The 21,077-nt window shown below is 46.6% G+C and carries 11 protein-coding genes; 5 read left to right on the plus strand and 6 right to left on the minus strand.

The annotated features are described in order from the left end of the window. Positions 1–92: 92 nt before the first annotated feature. A complete protein-coding gene (locus F3I09_RS29620; RefSeq protein ID WP_188134004.1) occupies positions 93–6,725 on the plus strand; it encodes a cellulose binding domain-containing protein in 6,633 nt (2,210 codons plus the stop codon). Between the two features lie 58 nt (positions 6,726–6,783). Here the strand turns inward: F3I09_RS29620 and F3I09_RS29625 are convergent, their stop codons facing one another. Both F3I09_RS29625 and F3I09_RS29630 read right to left on the minus strand, forming a co-directional pair. Continuing rightward, entirely contained in the window at positions 6,784–8,223 is a 1,440-nt protein-coding gene (locus tag F3I09_RS29625; RefSeq protein ID WP_149698670.1) for an alpha/beta fold hydrolase, read from the minus strand. A gap of 64 nt (positions 8,224–8,287) precedes the next feature. Continuing rightward, positions 8,288–9,094 (minus strand): AraC family transcriptional regulator, encoded by an 807-nt coding sequence (locus F3I09_RS29630; protein ID WP_149698671.1) that lies wholly within the window; start codon positions 9,092–9,094, stop codon positions 8,288–8,290. Between the two features lie 183 nt (positions 9,095–9,277). On the opposite strand from F3I09_RS29630, the gene F3I09_RS29635 reads away from it, so the two are divergent. Continuing rightward, positions 9,278–9,742 (plus strand): GNAT family N-acetyltransferase, encoded by a 465-nt coding sequence (locus tag F3I09_RS29635; RefSeq protein ID WP_149698672.1) that lies wholly within the window; start codon positions 9,278–9,280, stop codon positions 9,740–9,742. A 12-nt stretch (positions 9,743–9,754) separates the two neighbouring features. Here F3I09_RS29635 and F3I09_RS29640 read toward each other — a convergent pair whose 3' ends face one another. Then, positions 9,755–10,951 (minus strand): winged helix-turn-helix domain-containing protein, encoded by a 1,197-nt coding sequence (locus F3I09_RS29640; protein WP_149698673.1) that lies wholly within the window; start codon positions 10,949–10,951, stop codon positions 9,755–9,757. Between the two features lie 60 nt (positions 10,952–11,011). Continuing rightward, positions 11,012–12,040 (minus strand): aldo/keto reductase, encoded by a 1,029-nt coding sequence (locus F3I09_RS29645; protein WP_149698674.1) that lies wholly within the window; start codon positions 12,038–12,040, stop codon positions 11,012–11,014. A 534-nt stretch (positions 12,041–12,574) separates the two neighbouring features. On the opposite strand from F3I09_RS29645, the gene F3I09_RS29650 reads away from it, so the two are divergent. Beyond that, positions 12,575–13,798 carry a M57 family metalloprotease gene (locus tag F3I09_RS29650; RefSeq protein WP_149698675.1) on the plus strand — a complete coding sequence of 408 codons (1,224 nt, stop codon included), beginning with the start codon at positions 12,575–12,577 and terminating at the stop codon, positions 13,796–13,798. A gap of 131 nt (positions 13,799–13,929) precedes the next feature. Beyond that, positions 13,930–14,460: a DinB family protein gene (locus F3I09_RS29655; RefSeq protein ID WP_149698676.1), complete on the plus strand. Its 531-nt coding sequence runs from the start codon at positions 13,930–13,932 to the stop codon at positions 14,458–14,460. Between the two features lie 191 nt (positions 14,461–14,651). On the opposite strand, the gene F3I09_RS29660 is transcribed toward F3I09_RS29655, so the two are convergent. Continuing rightward, entirely contained in the window at positions 14,652–18,065 is a 3,414-nt protein-coding gene (locus F3I09_RS29660; RefSeq protein ID WP_149698677.1) for a HEAT repeat domain-containing protein, read from the minus strand. Between the two features lie 251 nt (positions 18,066–18,316). Here F3I09_RS29660 and F3I09_RS29665 point away from each other — a divergent pair, with 251 nt between their 5' ends. After that, positions 18,317–19,846, plus strand: a complete 1,530-nt coding sequence (locus tag F3I09_RS29665) for an alpha/beta hydrolase-fold protein (RefSeq protein ID WP_188134005.1) — start codon at positions 18,317–18,319, stop codon at positions 19,844–19,846. A gap of 29 nt (positions 19,847–19,875) precedes the next feature. Here the strand turns inward: F3I09_RS29665 and F3I09_RS29670 are convergent, their stop codons facing one another. Then, complete coding sequence (locus F3I09_RS29670; RefSeq protein WP_149698679.1) at positions 19,876–20,949, minus strand: DUF2652 domain-containing protein; 1,074 nt, start codon at positions 20,947–20,949, stop codon at positions 19,876–19,878. Positions 20,950–21,077: the final 128 nt, after the last annotated feature.

The following is a 21,077-nucleotide window of genomic DNA, read 5'->3' on the forward strand; positions in this document are numbered from 1 at the left end:
CTCTGCATAACGTGAAATGAATGGGGGAGCTCCCACTCCTCCATTTCATTCTTTATTGGCATATCCCCTTATTGAAAAATAAACTTTCCCTTATGAAGACGATCATTACTATCATGAAAACGTTGCTGTTGCTATGGCTTATAGTGAGCATACGTACAGCCAACGCACAACAGTTCGTGCATCCGGGAATCCCCTTCACCAGGAGCGACCTGGATCAACTGAAGCAGAATATTACCCGCGAACCCTGGCTTAGCGCCTACAATAGTTTTAAAAGCGATGCCAAATCCCAGTTGTCGTACGGTATGCAGGGGCCTTTTACCACTGTAAGCCGGGCTCCCGACATCAACAGGAACCAGTGGATCAATGACATGACAGCTGTTCACAACCTGGCCTTCATGTGGATCTTCACCGGCGATACCGCTTATGCAAAGAAAGCAACAGATATACTCAACGCCTGGGCAGTGACCCAGACCACCTGGACAGGCGACGAAAGCTTTCTCGACCTGGGCGACCAGGCCAATATGTTTGTAACAGCGGCAGATATCCTCAAGTCCACCTATCCTGGCTGGACAGCTACCAATACAACCAATGTGAACCGTTATTTCGGTACGGTGATCTGGTCTCAGCTGGATGTGCCCAACCCGGTAAGAGGCCTTAATCAGGGCGCTATACAGCTCAAGGCGGCAGTCAGCATTGCTGCCTTCCTCGATGATCCGGTAAAGTGGAACCAGGCTATCCAGTCATACCGTGCAGACGCCGGTGGAGGTTTGTCCAACAGTCTGCCTAACGGACAGGTAGGAGATGCTGGTCGGGATGAAGGTCACTGGCGCGGACAGGGAGAAGCGCTGGCATGGAGTGCGGAAGTAGCCTGGAAGCAGGGAACAGACCTATTTACAGATCTTGATAATCGCTTATTGGCCATCAGTGAGTTGTATAGCCATTTCCACAGCGATACTACCGGCCTGCGGTTCATACCGTTTGGCGGTACTTATGGCTTCTTTACAGGCTGGGGCTCTAATGGTACAGCCAAGCAGCTGTTCAGGATGTACAATATCATAGAAGCTGCTTATACATTACGTAAAGGTATTCCGGCGCCTTATTCTGTTGCTATGCGCGACAGGCTGGGTGAAAATTCGGCCACCTTCCTTTACCGTAAAAGCGCAGACTCCAGTACCGCTGTTGCGTTGCCACCATTGCAACATCCAGTGGCTACAGCAGTTACTAATCTTACGAATGCAGATGTAGGCGCTACCGGTTTGGCGGGCAGCGCTGTTTACAATAATGGCAGCTGGACAGTCAAAGGTGCAGGTGCTGATATACCTGTTCCTGTGCTGCAGGCTAAAGATGCTTTTAACTTTGCCTTTCAGCAACTGAGTGGAAACATCACTATTATAGCCCGTATTACAGCGATGGATGAAACGGATCCTGCCGCTAAAGCAGGTATTATGTTCCGTGAATCCCTCAATGATGATGCACGCTTCACCGGTCTGTTCATGCAGCCCAATAATCGTATCGCTTCTACCTGGCGTGGAGCTGCTGCCTGGAGTAAGACAAATATCTCCTGGAACAATCCTCCCGGTGGATACCTGGACCACTTTGTGGCAGGTAGGCCTTATTGGCTGAAGATGGAAAAGATTGGTTCCCGTATTACTGCTTATCACTCGTTTGACAGCATCAGCTGGACCTGTCTTTCCGCTGTAGAGATTCCGATGGCAGAGCCATTATATGTTGGTCTCTGTGTAAGTTCACACAATACTTCCGCTCTGAATACAGCAGTATTTGATGGCGTGTCTATTACCAATACATCACCGGCAGGTTCCCCTGTAATCAGCAGTGCAACAGCCGATACGGCGATGTTGGGTGCGGCATTCAGTTATGCTATCAGCGCCTCGCCAGCCGCTACATCATTCAGTGCTACAGGCTTGCCTACAGGGCTTTCCATTGATAGCACCAGCGGCATCATCTCCGGAACGCCCGGTGCTACTGGCACTTTCCCTGTAACGTTGAATGCAGCAAATACCAGTGGCAGCGGGTCTGCCATACTGATGCTGCAAGTGGTGAGTAACGTTCCGCCTGCATCACCGGCAAGTCCTGCGCTGGCAGCAGAAACAGACAGCACGATCCGTATTTCCTGGTCACCATCTGCTGGCGCTACCAGTTATACTGTAAAACGTTCGCTTACTGCGGGAGGGCCTTATGCAAGCATTGTATCAGGAGTGACCGGTACGTCTTATTTGGACGCTATGGCTTACCCTGGTCATAACTACTATGTAGTTACTGCATCTGCCGGGGCACAGGAAGGCGCTGCTTCTGCTGAAGTAACTTTACAGCTTCCGCCTACTATACCATCAGTGCCTGCTGTTGAAAATGCCAGTGGCAAGGTGAGCCTGAGCTGGAGTGTGGCTGAAGGAGCAGATACTTATAATGTAAAAAGAAGCGCTGTAAGGGGTGGCCCTTACACCACTATTGCTACCGGTCTGACTGCTACACAGTATACAGACAGTACTGTTGCCAATGGCAGCTATTATTACTACGTCATATCTTCTTTTGCAACGCCGCTGGAAAGTGATAACTCAACTGAAGTACTGGGCGTGCCATCAGCGGTATCCGCCAGCTGGAGCATTACTGCTGCTACCGGTAACTGGAGCAATGGCGCCAACTGGACAGGTGGAGTAGCACCAACAAGCCCGGCCCTGCTGAGCTTTAATACTTCAACAATCGATACGCTGAATAACGATATAGATAACCTGGAAGTGGCCAGTATGCAATTCAATACAGGGGCAGATGCCTTTGTTATCAGCGGTGATTCTATCCGCCTGGGTAATGATATTACCAACAATGCGGCAAAAGCCCAGGTAATCAATCTACCACTTCAGATAAACCGTACTGTTGTTATCAATGCAACTGCAGGAGATATTTCTCTGAGCGGACCGATAACTGGTACTGGTGGCATTGTAAAGAACGGACGTGCTACACTGAACATTGCAGGTGCTAATACATTTGCAGGTGGGTTGACCCTTAATGGTACCAATGCAGGAGGATGGCCTCCTAATACAGCTACAGCGCTGACAGGCGTGGGTACAGGTACTATCGGCGCTCCATTAACCGGTCCGGCAGGTACAGGTCCTGTTGTCATGAATGGTGGTGCGTTAATGAACAACAATACAGCTGTGCTCTTCAATGATATCATCATAAAGGATAGCGTAAAAAGTTATCTCTACAGCAATGGCGGTGGACTGACTTTCGCAGGTAGAATGCTGGGCAACGGTATCATAGAGCATGACGGCGCAAGCACCAGTGGTTTGCAGCTGAATGGCGATAACCGTGAATTTACCGGAACGTTTATTTCTGTGAACAGAAGTTCCAATCACCGCATCCGTTTCAATGTTGCTACTGCAGGTAGTGCTAAGGCTAACTGGGTATTTAATAACGGATTTACGGATGGACAAGGCTTTACGTTTACTGATACAATCCGCTTCGGCGCTATGTCGGGAGGCGGACAACTCCGCAGGGATAATGGCGCACCGGTTATAAGCATTGGGGCATTGAATACTAATACTACCTTCTTTGGTATCATTACCGGCGCTCTTACAATCGTTAAAGAAGGTACAGGTATACTGCGCTTCACCGGAGCTAATAACTATAGCGGAACTACGACGGTTACAGGCGGTACCCTGCTGATAGATAGTACTGGTCAGATCTCCAGTACTACCAATGTGGTGGTAGGTACGATAGGCGGTATCGGCAAATGTATCGGTGCAGTAACTGTAGGTACAGGAGCGATACTTGCCCCGGGTAGCCAGGGTATTGGTAAGTTCACAATAGGTCAGCTTACACTGCAGCAAGGTGCTGTTTATCTCGCAGAACTGAATACTGCCAGCGGCGATGGCGACCAGGTAAGTGTTGGAGGTATAGTGCTCAACAAGCCACGTTTAAACATCACTGGTATAGGTGCAGCAAATATTCCGCAGGGAACATCCTATACTATCGTAGATAATACGGGTACTACGGCTGTTAGCGGTACCTTTGACAGCCTGCCTGAAATGTCTCTTGTGACAGTAAATGGATTGAACTTCCGCATTACTTACAGAGGCGGTACCGGCAATGATATCGTACTACTGGACGACCGTACTTTACCATCTGTGATCACCAGTCCGGATTCAGCAGCTATCATTATTGGCAAGCCATTCAGTTATACCGTTACGGCGATTAAATCGCCCGGCGTGTTTCATGCTACTGGTCTTCCACAAGGACTACGCATTGATACCGCAACTGGCGTAATATCAGGTACTCCTACAGTAGCAGGTGTATTTGCAGTACAGCTGAGTGCCACAGGTACAAGTGGTACAGGAACGGCCACGCTTACACTCACGGTATACAGCAATGTTGTAAATGGTTTGATCGTGGCTTCAGGCGATAAAAAGAATATTGTGGAATGGAATGCTATCCAGGACCTGCGCTACCTGGTAAAACGTGCTACCGAGCCTGACGGACCGTTTACTGCATTTGACACAGTTGCTATTACCAGGTATACAGATACTACTGTTACTAACGGAAGCATTTACTATTACACTGTATCATCAGTAGATGCCGGCAAGGTGAATCCTGCCAGCGATCCGGTAACAGCAACACCTAATGTTGGGCAGTATGGCTACTGGAAGTTCGACGAGCAAAGCGGTGCAAGTGCGCGCGATGTATGGGGCGCCAATCATGCAACCCTTGCTTCCACCGCCAAACGTGATACCGGCTATGCAGCTTCCGCACTGAAACTGGACGGTACTGCGAACGCTTATGCGTCACTGCCTGCCGGCACCCTAAGCACGTTGAACGATTTTACTATCACTACCTGGGTTAAAATGGATGCCATCACTACCTGGATGCGCATATTTGATTTCGGTAGTGGCACGAATAATTATCTATTCCTTACTCCGCAGGCAGGTGTGACATCCGGGAAATCTATTGTCCGCTATGCCATCAGGAACGGAGGAGGAGAGCAGCAGGTGAATTATAATTACACCTTCCCGCTCAATACATGGACTCATTTCGCTATTACCCAGTCGGGCAATACCTGTAGACTGTACATCAACGGAACGTTGGTAGCTACTAATACCGGCGTAACTATTAAGCCAGCAGCATTGGGCGGCACAACACAGAACTACCTGGGTAAATCGCAGTTTACAGCAGATCCAAATCTGAAAGCGAAAATCGATGAGTTCAGGATCTATAACCGGGCGCTGACAGCATCTGAAATAGCTGCCGGTATGAAGGCTATGCAGGAAATAACATTTGCTGCTATACCCGGAAAACGTATTGGTGATGCCGATTTCAACGTAACAGCTACAGCTTCTTCCAACCTTCCTGTTACCTTCTCAAGTGCTAATGAGGCAATGGCTAAAGTAACAAATGGTCTTGTCAGCATATTGCAACCTGGCGCCGATACCATCATCGCTACACAGGCAGGCGACAGTATCTATGCCGCTGCTACTGCGAAACAGGTATTACATGTGTTGCCGTTTAATCTGCAGGTGCAGCATATGGACGGAGACAGTCAGACTGCGGGTACAAGCATCAAGCCTTATCTGAAGGTCATCAATACAGATACGATAGCCGCTGCTTACAAAGAGTTGACAGCCCGTTACTGGTTCACCGCAGAGAATTTTGCAGGCATTAATACCTGGATCGATTATGCGGCCATGGGAAGCAGCAAGGTTAAAATGAAGTACATAGCATTGGATACACCACGCAACGGCGCCTTTGGCTATGTTGAGTATAGTTTTGACTCAACGGCAGGTGCGCTGGCAGCAGGTGTTAACTCCGGCGCTATTCAATCCAGGATCGCTAATAAAAACTCAGCTGTTCTGCAGGAAACGGATGATTATTCTTATTTGCCTAACAGGACCTATACAGCTAACGACCATATAACGCTCTATCGTAACGGCAAGCTGATATGGGGTATAGAACCAGCAGTTACTGCTGCTGTTGTGAACCTGAAGGTGGCTACGCAGGCGGTTTCCAGCGCACAGAATCAGATCAGCACATATGTCAGGATCAATAATGAAGGTAATGTACCGGTGAATTATGAAGACCTGTCTGTACGTTACTGGTTCACTGCTGAGGATAGTGTCAGCGCATTGAATTACTGGATAGATTATGCAGTACTGGGCGCGCAGAATATCAGCGGGTCTTTTGTACGCCTGAACCCTGCGCTTGACGGAGCTGACGCTTATTTCGAAGTGAAGGTGAAAGCTGTGGCAGGCAAGCTATATCCACTGAGTAATTCCGGCAATATACAATACCGTATTGCTAAGGCGAACTGGTCTAACTTCAATCAGGCGAATGACTATTCTTATCAGTCAGGTGTTCTGAACCTGAATGCTCACGCAACGCTGTATTATAAAGGACAGCTGATCTGGGGAACGGAGCCAGCTGCATTAAGTGGGGCAGCAAGACAGGCTGTGATAGCTGCAGGTAAAGCCGTACCGTCGCTGTCTCCAGGAGTTACTTTATACCCTAATCCGGTAGTGAACGAACTGCGTGTAAAGGTGCAGGAACCTTTGCAGGATGCATGGATAACGGTCTTGTCTAACAGCGGGACAGTGATGCGTGTGCAACGCATTACCAGTGCCTTACAGACTGTATCTTTCAGCGGAGTGCCGGCAGGTGTGTATTATGTCACCATACGGAATAATGGTAGGGAAACCACGAAGATCATTATCAAGGAATAGGATGGGGGACATCCATTTGAAATGGGGCTGTTCGCTATAGCGAACGGCCCTTTTCTTTCTAATAAACAATGATGTTCTTCTTATCAGACACCAGCTTTTCATGCGGATGGTCGAGAAAGTGTATCAGGAAAGGTTGCAATTCCCTTCCTCCCACACCATGAGACCGGTGTGTAAACAGTAAGCGCTGACTGTTAGGCATATAATGATGGATCATATCGATATATAATGGTCTACAGGCATTATCCATTTCCCCGTCAGCCAGCAGTGCGGGCTTTGGGGAGTAGAAGGGCTGTTTGGTAGCGGGATTGATAGGGGTATATGTCCAGCAATCGCACATGGCGTTGTAGACGTCGTTAATATGATATCCTTCCATATAGGGATAGGCCTTGTATAACTGCCGGAGAACATTTTCATCGTGATACACGGCCTGATCGGCACAATATACTGAGATCCGCATACCGGAAGGCCCGCGGTAACCGCTGAATATTCCGTCCAGCAATTGTGTTACATAGTCACGGTGATTACCCTTGATCAGTTCTTTGATGACATAGGGTGTTTCGGAAGGATTGGAAAAGTAGTTCTGGATAATATCGAACAGGTCGTTCCTGGAGTATTGTACACGGATGGAATCTGTCGTACCCTTTTCCAGGTAAGAGATGTAAAAAGGCGTATGGCCTATAGCTGTGAAGTATTGGATAAACTCCGCTTTAAGGTTGCCATATCGTGCTTTATCAGTGGAATCTTTTTCAACGTGCTCAAACAAGATGTTCAGCGCTTCATTAAAATTGGCTGCTTCATCTTCGTCGATAGGGACGAATGTTGGCAACGGGGAATCCAGTATCAGCGATCTGATACGGGAAGGATCGCGCTGTAAAACGGCCTGCATCAGGCCTCCGCTGTAGGAGATACCCATCAGGTTTACAGAATCGATGTGCAGGGCGTAGAGAAGATCATGGATATCGGACACTGTCTCGTCTGTATTATAACCTGAAAGATCAATGCCCCGGGCTTCCAGTCCTTTCCGGAGCTGCTTCACGCCTTCGATCACCATGCTGTCTTTGTTGAGGTTTTTCTTATAGGATGCTTTGATGGCGGCGCCCAGTTCTGGTCCAAAGAGGCCCGGAATGGAATAACCGGTGCCCCGCTGCTCGAAGGCGATACAGTCCCTGTCACTGATAACCTGGCTTGCGGCAGCACCTCTTGCCCATCCCAGGGAGCCAGCGCCGGGACCTCCGCTGGTGAAAAGCAAAGGGTCTTTCTTTTTATTTGGATTCTTGCTTTCAACGACGATAAATGGCAGTTTAACAGTCCTGCCGTTGTTCTTTTTCCTGTTCTCAGGCACTACGAGGTAGGCGCAGCGGGTTTTAAAGCTGCTGTCTACTTTAATGGGACATGCGCATGGTTCTATGACAGGCTGATAGCTGCGTTTTTCCTGCGAACGGGCAATAGAAAGCAGGAAAACGATGGTGGCAAAGGTTAATAAGATCGTCTTCTTCATGAATGGCTTTTTTGTCAAAAGTAGAATGGCGGGAATAACTAATCCAGGTAAAAAACGGACATTTTTACTGCTGTGTTGCCAGGCCCTGGCCTGTGAACCTGATCACTTCCTTATAGAAATGACTCATATCATGATAGCCGTGGTGACAGGGAGAAAAGGTTTGCTTACCGGCTACATAGGCGGTTAAAGCAGCTCTTGCCCGCAGGATGGAGAAGTACTTTTTAGGACTGACGCCAACAATATTATTGAAATAGCGGTTGATGGTTTTGGAGGTAATAAACAGCTTCTCTGCTATCTCGCTGGTATTATATTGCATGCGGTTTGCCGCGTACAGATCAATACTGTCCTTTACGATGTGTATATAGTGGTCTTTCTTTTGTTGTCTTGAAAGTTGCAATAAAAAGAAATCCTGCAACAGGGCCATTCGTTCTTCAAAGGATCCGGCGGTTTTTACCTGGTGAATAAGCAACGCCGGCAGGATGTCCTTTAAGGGGGCTACTTTGTTAATGAAGTGTGCCTGGTTAATACCCAGCACGGCTTCCAGTCCGCCGGGGAAAAACTTTACCGTGAAGATATAGTCCGACGGCAGGTTGTGGCGTTCTGTGATCGAATCCCTTAAAATAAGCACGTCTTCGGCAGCGTTGACATGATAGTAGTCCTTAGCCATTATAAGGCGATATGGAGCACCCAGATTGATCCAGATAGTAGGAGTCCAGCTGGGGAACATTTTTACGGTAAAAGGGTTGTTATTGGCATGTAATGCAGTTTCTTCGAAAGAGGATTCGGAAATGAATTCAATATACGCCTCCAGTTCAGGACAGGGGGTGCTGAAGTTGTAGAGTTGTCTGATATTGTCGAAGATTTCTATCATACAAAGACTAAGTTACGCAATTAATCATTAGATGTAGATTACTCCAGGTGTTCTAAAGGATCATCTAATTCCCTATTTTTACAAGTCATAAGATCCCATTCTGACATGAGGCATTGATGAAAGGATGGACCAATATCTTTTTATTAACCGCGAACTAAATTCGTTTCTGAAGCCCGCATTGATATGGATACTATAGTAACAAGAAAAGCCACATTGAATGATCTGCCTGTACTCGATAATTTCCTGCAGCAATTGGTGAATGCAGAAAGACCTTTTGACGAAACTATAAAAGAGGGAATAGTTATCTATTATGACCTTCGGGCATTGATGGAAAGTGATGATGCTGAATTACTGGTACTGGAGGGAAATGGTAGGCTGGTAGGGTGTGGTTATGCCGACATCCGAAAAGCGAAGTCATATTTAAAGTACGAGGAATATGCTCATCTGGGATTTATGTATGTTATGCCTGAATACAGAGGCATGGGGCTAAACCAGCAATTAATTACAGCGCTCAAGCAATGGGTCTTGTCAAAGGGTATTAGAGAGGTGCGTCTGGAGGTGTATGAAGAGAACGCAGCTGCAGTAAAAGCCTATGAAAAAGCTGGTTTCAAAAAGCTGCTTTCAACGATGCGTTGTGAAATAGGATAGGAGGCAGTTTTTTTACGACAGCCCATCCTTTATGGCCTTCACATACTTTTTACTGTTCGATTTTTTAATGACAATATCTCTGCACTGGTTGAAGCCGGCAAATGCTTTAATAGCATCAGTAAGCTTATCTAACATTAGCTCGCTTAGCTTCACCGGTTCGAAGTGAAGATTGTGGATGATCAATGTTCTTTGTTTCCGGTCGGCCTTTGAGTCCATCCTGGCTACAAAGGTGTCTCCGATCAATATAGGTAATGAGAAGTATCCGTATTTCCGTTTGGGTTCGGGAACAAAACATTCAATCTGATAATCGAAATTAAAGAAGTCCCTTAAGCGATGTCTGAAAACGTTTAGTACATCGAAGGGCGAAAGAATGAATGCCTCATCAGATAGCCCGATCTTTTTGTTTTTGTACCCGGACAACATGTAGAGGGGAGCACTTTTAAGCCCTTCGACCGTCACCTGGCAAATTTCACCTTCGGCCACGAGTTTCTGCAGTTCCTGTTTTACTAAGTGATCTTTTACACGGCGGGCACGCCAGGCTATTTCCTTTACATACGCGATACCCAGTGCCTGTAAGGTACGCAGGATGATATGCCTGGCAAATTCCTCCGGTGTTGGCATTGTGGTTTCAATGTCTGTCGGGATAATATTTATGGGTAGGTCATATAATTTATGGAAATCTTTATTGCGCGTACACATTAGTTGCCCTTCCATGTACAGGCGTTCTAGCGCGATCTTGGAGGGCCGCCAATCCCACCAGCCAGAGCTGGCTTCCTGCCGGTCATTATCAAAATCCTTTACCGTTAATGGGCCTTCCCGTTCAATCCTGTCCAGTATCTTCTTCATGAGACTGCCTTCGGCTTGCGTGAGTGGCTTTCCATTCACAGAAAAGCTTTCCTTTACTGGTAAGGAAAAGCGGAAGTCATGCATGGGCATATATCCCGCGTCGGAAATGAAGAATTCAAAGATCCTTCCATCTTCCTGTAGATCTTCCAGCCATTCGGGCTTGTAATCAGGTACACGCGATGCAATGGTATGATGATGTGCACGCTCGACAACATAATTGGTATCGATCTGGATAAAACCGAGGTGGTCAATCAGTTTATAGACTGCCTCAGGCCCCTTCCCAAACTGTGCCCGTTTAGAAAGCCCTGCCGCATGGAGGATGATCTTCCTGGCTTGTGAGGGAGTGAGGATATGTTGATTCATATGCGAAATAAAATAAAAATAGCGCGAAAATCAAAGAAAGAGCAGGCACGAGGCCTGCTTTTATTTTGTTCCGAGTACTTCCCTATGTTTCTGGTCGGCCAGATTCTGCACAAACCAATGAGGGTATGAAATACCTGGTTGCGTCAGATCATCCAGGGTTTTGATCTCGGCGTCACTTAGTTCTACCTCTACGGCTTTCAGATTATTTTCCAGCTGGTGGAGTTTACTGGCGCCAACAAGGATGCTGGATACCACTGGTTTGCTGAGCAGCCATGACAGCGCTACCTGTGCGGCGGAAGCATTGTGCGCGGTAGCGATATCTTTTAATACATCCACCACATCGTAGCCTTTTTCCTTGTCGAAGGGTAAGATGTCAAATCCAGACAGGCGATTATCCTGGTCTTTTGCACCTTCGCGTGTATACTTACCGCTGAGGAAACCACCAGCCAGTGGACTCCAGATGGTCATTCCTATACCTGCATGCTGCATAAAAGGAACGATGTCATGTTCTACATCCCGGCCTAACAGGGAGTAATACATCTGGCCATTACAGAAGGTAGCCCAGCCGCGTTCCTTTTGCATCTGGTAGGCTACGGCTGCTTTCCATACTGTCCAGTTGGAAAAGCCTATATATCGCACCTTGCCTGCACGCACCAGCATATCCAGTGTTTCCAATGTCTCTTCCAGTGGCGTATAAGGGTCTTCCTTATGCACGATATACAGGTCAATATACTCTGTGTTCAGTCTTTTGAGGCTTTGTTCGCAGGAGAAAAGGATATGTCGTCTTGAAAGCCCTGCCTGTGTAACAGGTTCGCCTGTTCTAAAGCCAACCTTCGTAGCGATAACTACATCCTGGCGGCGTTTAGCCAGGGTCTTTCCCAACATCACCTCCGACTGACCGCCGGAATAACCATCCGCAGTATCAAAGAAATTAATGCCAGCTTCCAGTGCCTTATCCACCATTATCTGTGCATCTTCCTGTGTTACTTTGTACACCGAGGTAATGGAAGGATCGTTGCCAAAGGTCATAGCGCCAAAAGAAAGCCTGGAAACTACCAGGCCGGTATTGCCGAGTTTACTGTATTTCATAAATGATATTTTATAATGGCTAATAGATGTGAACAGGTTATCAATCTTTCTCCATTCAGGAGTAGGGTAAAACTAATAGAATCCAACTTACAATCCAACTTGTTCTATTATTACCGGACCAGACAAGATAAGTAGACCGATATAGTAACAATGTGCTGATCATAAAAGAAAAGTGTATAGGCTGGATGATCTATACCTTTTGATAATGGAACTTGTGTATACATGGCTGTAAAAATAATACAGATAAAGTATTCAATCTAAAATTTGTCTAATACAGCTATGATACATTTTTCTACCAAAAAAAACTTAAATTGATTTCGCAAATGGCAACCCAAAATCAAAATAACCAGGTCGTCAACCCTTTAATTTGTAAACCCTAAGCATAAACTGTTTAATAATATGATAACCCGTTACGAGCATCCCTATGTATTTAGAGGGGACGCGACTTCCGTATTATTCGCTGTAAGTTCCTGTTAGATATTGTTTTCCAAATAATCCCACATATATCGTTAACCATTTAAATCTTAATCTCGAATGAAAAAAATTGCATTTTTCTTTCGCTACCTTGTTGTTCTGTCGGTAGTATCATCTCTTTTATTTTCCTGTAAGAAAACTGATATCGCGCGCGAGCAGCCTGGTATCGATCAAAACAACCCTGTTTTAAGTTATATCAAGAAATTAGGGTATCGTGATACTGAAATTAAAGATATCGGTGACGAATATCTTGTTGACGGCGATATCCTATTTGCAAAAGACAGCAAGCCTGATGTTTCACTTTTAGGTGGCCCCAAAACCGAACAATACGGTACGGCTAATTACGTGGGCTATAGCGTGCAACCCAATATTTTCATTTACGTTGATGCATCCATGAGTGGATATATCAATGAAATTAACGGCGCTATTGCCATGTGGAATAACGTCATCAATTGCAGGGTTAAATTTGGTATCACTACTCTCTCAGGTATTGCGCATATCCGCATCACCAATGCCAATCTGGGATCGGGTGTTTGCGGTGCAGCGTACTTCCCGATGAATGGCCGGCCGGGTGCACTGGTAAGAATTAATATTAATCAGATTGCCGGCAATTCTTTTGACCAGCGGCAACGTACCATCGCGCATGAAATTGGTCACTGTATCGGATTCAGGCATAGTAACTGGCAGCCTGGTGAACCACAATCCGGCGTAGCAAGCGACAATGGCGCTTATTTCGATGCAATGCATATATTAGGTACGCCTACAGGTGGTGATCCTAACTCTATCATGAATGGCGGACAATGCGGTATTGGGGCTACTACGCTTTCCAATTTTGATATACTGACTGTACAATTCTTATATCCGGCCAATCCTCCGGTAGCAGGAACGGTGCCTGTATTCCGGTATTACGCAAGGTCTACATGGCAGGATCACTTCTATACAACCAATATCAATGAGCTGGGCAACGGAACTAACGCTGACTATATCTTTGAAGGCATTGGCTTCTTTGCATTTCCTGACCAGGTGGCTAATTCAGTACCTATATATCGCTGGTATATGCCACAAAGCGGAGATCACTTCTATACTGCCAATCCGAATGAAATTGCGCCGGGTAACCTTGAAGGAATAGCTTTCTATGCTTATCCATCGGCTATTAATGGTGCGGTGCCGGTGCACAGGTATTACAATGGATCATTTGATGACCATTTATACACAAAGAATCAGAACGAACTCTCATTTATACCTGGCTATACATATGAAGGTATTGGCTGGTATGCGTATTAATATATTGGGGTTGTAAGGGGAAAAGCAGCAATAAATCTCCTGATAAGAGTTAAACAGGCCGCAGAAATTGCGGCCTGTTTATTTTCCAATCCAAATTTACCTACATTTGGTACGGACTATTATTCATTCCCATGAAAAGAACTGAATGGTTTAAAAGAACATTTCCTATAATTGAAGACAACGGACTGTTGCCCTCCATCATAGAACGTCTCAGCGGAACTCCTGCGCGTGTTGAGGAAATAATCGGCCAGCTGGACCCTGACCTGCTGACAATGAAACCAGGTGGCAAATGGAGTGTTAAAGAAGAGATAGGACATCTTGGTGATATTGAACCGCTGTGGTATGGAAGAATAGATGACTTTGTGAACGGATTGACTGAACTAAGGCCTGCGGATCTGACGAACCAGGCTACACATGATGCTGATCATAATGCCACGAAAATAGTAACGCTACTGCAACGCTTTAGAGAGCAACGGCAGGCATTGGTGAATAAGCTGCTCACGTTGACGGATGAACAGCTGGAAAGAAAGGCGCTGCATCCAAGACTAAAAACGCCGATGCGGGTCATTGACCTGGCATATTTTACTGCAGAGCATGATGATCATCATCTGGCGTGCGTGAGGGAGATTGTGAGGATGTATTCCCTTGAGTATAAGGACTAAACGTGGTCTCTACGGCTAGTAATACCTAATCTTCCGATTGGTAAAAAGATTTACGATGTTTGATGGGTCCAAATTTTTTCTGCTGTTTTAGGACGCGCTGCTCAGTGGTGACATCAATAATTAAATGAATAAAAAATGGCTGCATCAAAATATCTGATGCAGCCAATTCTGTATATCGCTAAAAATGGGTGTTAATTATCCGTTTTCTGTTCCGCTAAAAAGCTCACTACATCTCTTATTTCTTTTTTGGACAGGATCTGTGTCATATCCGGCATGCTGGATTGCGCGTACTGTTTGTGCGTGATCTGGTCTGCTGCAATAGTGCGTTCGGCATTTCCTTCTTTGATCGTTATCCCGGTTTTAGTCTCTCCCTGCAGAATGCCATTCACCTTTTTACCATCTTTCAGTTCCAGCGTCACCATACCAAATCCGGGCGCCAGGCGGGCGCTGGGGGTGATAAGCGCCTGGAGTATCTGTTCCCTTGTAATGCGGCCGGCAACACCGTTTAATCGTGGGCCTGCTGTACCGCCACGGTCATCATAAGAGTGGCAGCGCATACACTGAGCGTTTTCGTTATGGAAAAATATTTGTCTGCCACGTCCTGGATCACCACCCAACAGGCAGCTGCGGTAGGTTGCCATCATATCGTTGGACGACAGTTTACTGTTCACCGCTTTGTAACGGTCCGCCAACTGGCTGGAGCGGCTGCTGTCGATCGCTTCGCCCAGTTCAAGATAGATGTCCGGATCCAGCTGACCGGCAGCCATCTTGTCGAGCAGGTCGTTCAGCGGCTTTTCTGTATACTGTGACGGCAGTTTGCCCAGCGTCAGCAGGGCTGCCTGTTTTTCCTCCATGGTCTTGTTGGCAATTACTCCTGTGAGCAGGTTTACCATTACATTTTCGGATAAATGCATTTTCCCCAGCAGGTCCAGACCGGTTACGCGTACTGACTTTTCCCGGTCAGCTAATGCAGCGGTGATACCTTGCTCTACACCGGCATCCTGTAAGGCTACCAGTGTTTCCAATGCGGCTGCCCGCATATCTGCATCCTTGTCTGTTTTTACGGCAGCGAGCAGCTGAGGACCTGCCTGTTTGATCTGCAGTTTGGCAATGGCTTTGGCTGCGCTGATGCGCACGGGCAGCTCCTTATCCTTTAACAGGGCGGTGAGTGGTGTAGTAGAAAGACTCACTACAGGCGCCGGGTTCCTCTTTACTTCTCCACGTAGCCTGCCGTCAACACGGTCCAGCACAGATGGTTTAGCCCATACGCTTAAAGCGTCTATCGCTTCTGCCCGCATAGGCGCCGGACTGCCTGCTTTTTGCGCATAAGCCACCAGGTTATGCATGGCGGCGTCCGTGCCCACCCGCAGGTTAGCATTGATAGCGCGGCGGATCAGGGCTTCATTTTTAAACGTTGTAGTACCAAGCAGATTGGCCAGGGCGGGTAATGCCTCTTTAACGGAGAGGTCGTCATTGATGGCGCGGGCTGTTTCTGTTACTACAAATTCATCTTTATCATTAAGGAATGCCGCGATGCCAGGATGGCTCATCCTCCTCAGCGCCACTACGGCGGCAATACGCAAAGCACGGGAAGGGCTGTTTGCTAATGCAATCAGTGGTTCCGCCTGACCTATGCGGGACAGCGCCAGGGCGCCGGCATGCCGTTGGTAGGCGTCTACATCATTATTCGCTTCCAGGAAGGCGATCAATGGTTGTACTGCAGGAGCGTACTGTATCCTGCCCAAAGCTTCCGCAGCAAAGAAACGTGCGCGGCTGGCTGTGTCCTTCAACACAGGTACCAGGGCAGCTCCTGCTTCCTTATAGCGGATATCGCCCAGCCATTTGGCCGCCTGGGCCCGTATTTCAGGGTCATTATCCTTTAACAGGGGCAGTAATGCTTTAGCATATTGTTTATCCTGGCGGGCAAGCTGGCTCAGTCCCCATATAGCGTGCACTCTTGCCAGCTGGCTATCTGTTTGTTTTAATGCCTGTTCGAACAGCGGTGCGCCTTTGTCTTTACGTTTCACCAGCTCAAACTGGGCTTTCATGCGTACACGCATATCAGGATTTTTCAGCAGATCAGCCAGTTCTGTTTCCTTACGTTTGCTGAAATCTTCCGCCAGTAAGGATTTGGTAGTTTTTCGTTCTGCTGTGGCGGCTTGGCTTTTATCATCCAGCTTCCAGATACGGCCGTAGTTATGCGTATCCCAGCCATCTATCCAGTCGGCCACATATAGCGCTCCATCTGGTCCAAAGTCAATGCCGGTGGCCAGTATACCGCCCAGCACTTTCTTATGTTCGCCCAGCTCGAAGGTGGCTCCTTTAGGATTTAACTTAAATGCATGTATGCCGGAGTTGGAAGGATTGCCCACAAACTCCGCTACAAAGAAAGTATTCTTGTAAGCAGGACCTAATGCTGTACCCGGATTGTATACAAAACCCGCAGGACCATTTACGAAGTTGCTGATACAGGGAGTGATATAAGCGGCCTGACCTTCAAAACGGGGTGTGTACATCTTTTCATCCATCCATACCTTGTAACCGTTATTATCCTGGTCGCGGTATTTCCCATATTGCCAGTTGCTGCGCCAGCCCTGGTCACCACCATTCACGAGATATACCAGGCGCTCGCTTTCACCGGGATGATCGCCGTCATTGTCTTCGCTGATGATATTGCCATATTCGTCAAAGGCAAATTCATGTGTATTACGGATGCCATAGGCATATATCTCAAAGTCGCTGCCATCAGGGTTGGAACGGGCCAGTACCCCACAGTTCGGGAAGGACCATTGTTGTCCGTCGGGGCCTTTACCATTAAAGCCAATATCACCTATCTGCCAGTAAATGCGCCCATCAGGGCCCATTTCCACGCCAGACATACCATGGCCGCTGAAGCCCACGTGGATGCCGTATCCATGGGAGATGGATGTTTTTTCGTCTGCAATGCCGTCATGGTTCTTATCCCTTATACGCCAGAGGTCCGGCGCTACAGCCAGGTACAGGTCCTCGCCATCGCTCAGTACTCCACCGGCAACATCTGTTACCTCGTCGTGAAAGTCGTCCACTACCAATTGTGTCTGATCTGCTACACCATCTCCGGAGATATCATCCACCCTGTATACGTGTTCTTTTTCTATGGTCAGGTCCCGCCAGTCGTGAGAGCTGTCGCCGTTCAGGTCTTCCAGCCATCCGTTCTTCTTGCTGTTTTCAGGAGACAACTCCTTATGCAGGAAGGCACGGCGATCTTCTACCGTTTGCAGGCTGATGGATGGTATTTCCCAGTCCCGGTGCCCGCGTATGTCAAATTCAGAATGCTTTTGCCGGTCTGTGGTGGTGTAATACACTCTTCCCTGGTCGTCTATATCAATAGCAATAGGAGATATCACCAGTGAGTCGATACCCCATAGGGTAAGGGAAAGATTATCCGCCAGTTCAGGCTTCACTATAGCGCTGATAGAGTCTGCCAGATGGGCCGTAAGAGTGCTGTCCATCCGCTTGATACGCTTATCCGCCGGGCCGGAATCCTGTTTACAGGCAGGAAGGCAGGCCGCGGAAAAGAGTAATGTTGCCAGAATAGGATCTTTTAAAGCATGTAGTTTTTTCATAAAAGGAAGCAATGATTGTCAGTTGTACACATTGTTATAATGATAGACCTGTGACCGATTAAGATATGGCAAAAAAAATGTAGAAGAGAATATTTTTTTTGAGTGGTGGGAGAATGTATATAATTCTCTATTTTGGTGTCAACATTGTTTCAGGGGGCCGCCAGGGACACTACAGCCTGTGAGAAATAGAAATGGGGATATCAATGCTAATTTATTATCGAATACCATTAATCATCAAACTATACATCCCAATGAAAATTAAATTTATCCTTTTAGTTATACTTATAGCCATCATCGGCGGTAAGGGAAACGTAGTAAAGGCACAGGATACCGTCAGGCGAGTGTTCGATATAGGAAAACTCGACTCTATAAATTCAGATATACTAAAAGAGAAACGGTTTTTACAGGTATTCGTACCTCAAGGCTATAAGGCGGGAAGCACTGCTAAATATGATGTGCTGTATGTGCTTGATGGTGGTAACTGGAACACAGGTTTAATAAACAAGGTGCAACAATTTCTGGAAGGTGAGGGTTATATGCCGCCAACAATAATTGTAAGCATACTGGGTATCGATCGTAGCAAAGATCTTACGCCCACTCATATGAATGACTGGAAAACCTCTGGGGGAGCGGCTAAATTCCTTGGTTTTATTAAAGATGAACTGATACCTTATATCAACAAAGAATACCCGTCTGACGGCGATAATACACTGTGGGGACATTCACTAGGCGGCCTGTTTGTTATCAATGCACTGTTGAATGAGCCCAAAACTTTTAAATCATACATCGCCGTTGATCCCAGTCTTTGGTGGGATGACAGTTATATACAAAAGATCGCACCTGGTAAGTTGCCTGCATTAGCCGGTTTAAATACCACGCTATTCATCAGCGGCAGGGAAGGGAAGGAAGGTGAATCCATGAGGATTGCTTCCATGGATACCGTTCTTAATAAAATGGCTCCTGTAGGGTTGACCTGGAAACATATTAATTACCCTGATGAAACACATAGCTCCGTAAGGCTGAAAAGTATATATGACGGATTGAAGTTTTCTTATGGATGGCATAATGGTCAAATTGAGTTTCACCCTATGAATGGTATCGTTTCGAAAGACAAGCCGCTGAAAGTATGGTACTTTGGTGATACAACAAAAGCTTATTACACGCTTGATGGAACCCCGCCTACCAGCTCGTCTGCAAAGGTGCAGCCTGAGATCAATATAGCTGATGCCACAAAGATCACTGTGAAGCAGTTCACCAACCGCTCGCGTTATGATAAAATGAAAAGCGGTGATTTCATAGTTGAAAAAACTTTAAGCCCTGTCTCAAAGCAGAAGAATATACAGGCAGGCGGTTTTCATTATGCTTATTATGAAGGGAAATGGGACAGTACTACGAACTTTAAGCGCCTGAAACCGCAGCAGGAGGGGATCACAACCGCAGATTTCGATATAGATAAGCTGCCACGGAAGAATGATTTCGCCTTGGTTATTGACGGACTATTGCAGACAAAGGAAGATGGCTATTATATTTTTGTTCTGGATGCTGATAAAGATTCAAAACTCTACCTGGACAATCAGTTACTGATACAATGGGAAGGTTCTTACAGCAACCGGACGTATTCATACATATTACCGCTGAAAAAAGGATATTATCCTTTTCGGTTGGAATACCTGCATAAGAATGAAGACTTTAAATTAAAGCTATCCTATCTTACCCCAGGTATACTGAATACTAAACAACCTATTCCGATTCCCGTAGATCTTCAATATCAGGCGCGGTAGCTAAAAACCAGGTGAATGTAATGCAGCATTCAAAAGAAAGTGCCTTCCATTTTGGTACAATAGGTTGACAATTTTTCCGTCAGACCCTGCATGTTTTGTAGTAAATATTGCTGCATTTCTTCCGGGACCGGAGATGGCCCGTTATTCAAAAAACGGCACGCAAAAAAGCAGGACGTCTCGCTTAGTTTGTTAAATACAAATTCGTAGACCAGAGAGAGAGCCATCTCCGGAATGTTGCAGCTTTCGGCATAGAAGATCTGCTCGTCAGACAACGTCATCCGTAGCGGGGATATAATAGCTTGATAGGTCTCAAATGTACAGTAATGAATACTTCCAATAAACACCGCAGGTATATCCTGCTCTACTTTAAGTAAGCCCGGCATCCATTCAGCCCGGCCCGGAATATTCATTACTACCATATACACATCACGAAAGTTGGCTGGTATTGGTTTTTCTACATAACAGGTGTTATCGATGCAATAATCGTTTTGCAAGCCGGGTAATTCCGGCACTTTTTCCCGGGCTTTGTTAAGCAATGCGAAGCGATAGTCAACCCTGCCGATAGAAGGATATTCTTCTGATGAACTAAGCCATTCCAGTTCATCCTGTTCAGATGCGCCATCCACCTCTTCGAAAAGTTTTTCTGTAATCAGGAGGTATTCGTTGCTGTCAATACTATTTTTCAGTAAACGATGTGCGATGATCATTTCAGGACCCGATTGTTTTACAAAACGTCCGACTGTTATTTCAGCTACAGGGCCATGATGCACTACAAACTTCAGGGTGAGATTATTAATAGCCTGGCAGGCCCCACAGGGACAAACCATATGTTGCTGCATCCATTTTCGCTGGTAATGAAAAGCATTGAAGATGTTCATGCAGGTTTTCATTATCTCTTCCCGGGAGGGCGCAGCTCCTTTTCTGACCAGCAAAACGGCATCGCCTTCGATCTCGGCTACCTCATATTCGTCGCCAATAGCTTTAATCATCGCATCTATAAGCATGTTAATGGCAAGTGTGCTATGGTTGAGTTCAGTAGTTGTCATGAACTCAGTAAACCCGCTGATATCCGGGATCAGGATGGTTGCGTTGGTTGTTGCCATGGTTTGGGGGTATATGTAATATAAAGTTACGGAAGATTGAGGTTATAAGGTTTAATAGTTTTGAGAGGGCGCAGGAGGGGAACAGCATAGAGGGGCCAGATAGGGTTGCTGGAGTACCTGGGGACAGA

It is taken from the genome of Chitinophaga sp. CF418, from assembly GCF_900142925.1.
Classification (GTDB): domain Bacteria; phylum Bacteroidota; class Bacteroidia; order Chitinophagales; family Chitinophagaceae; genus Chitinophaga.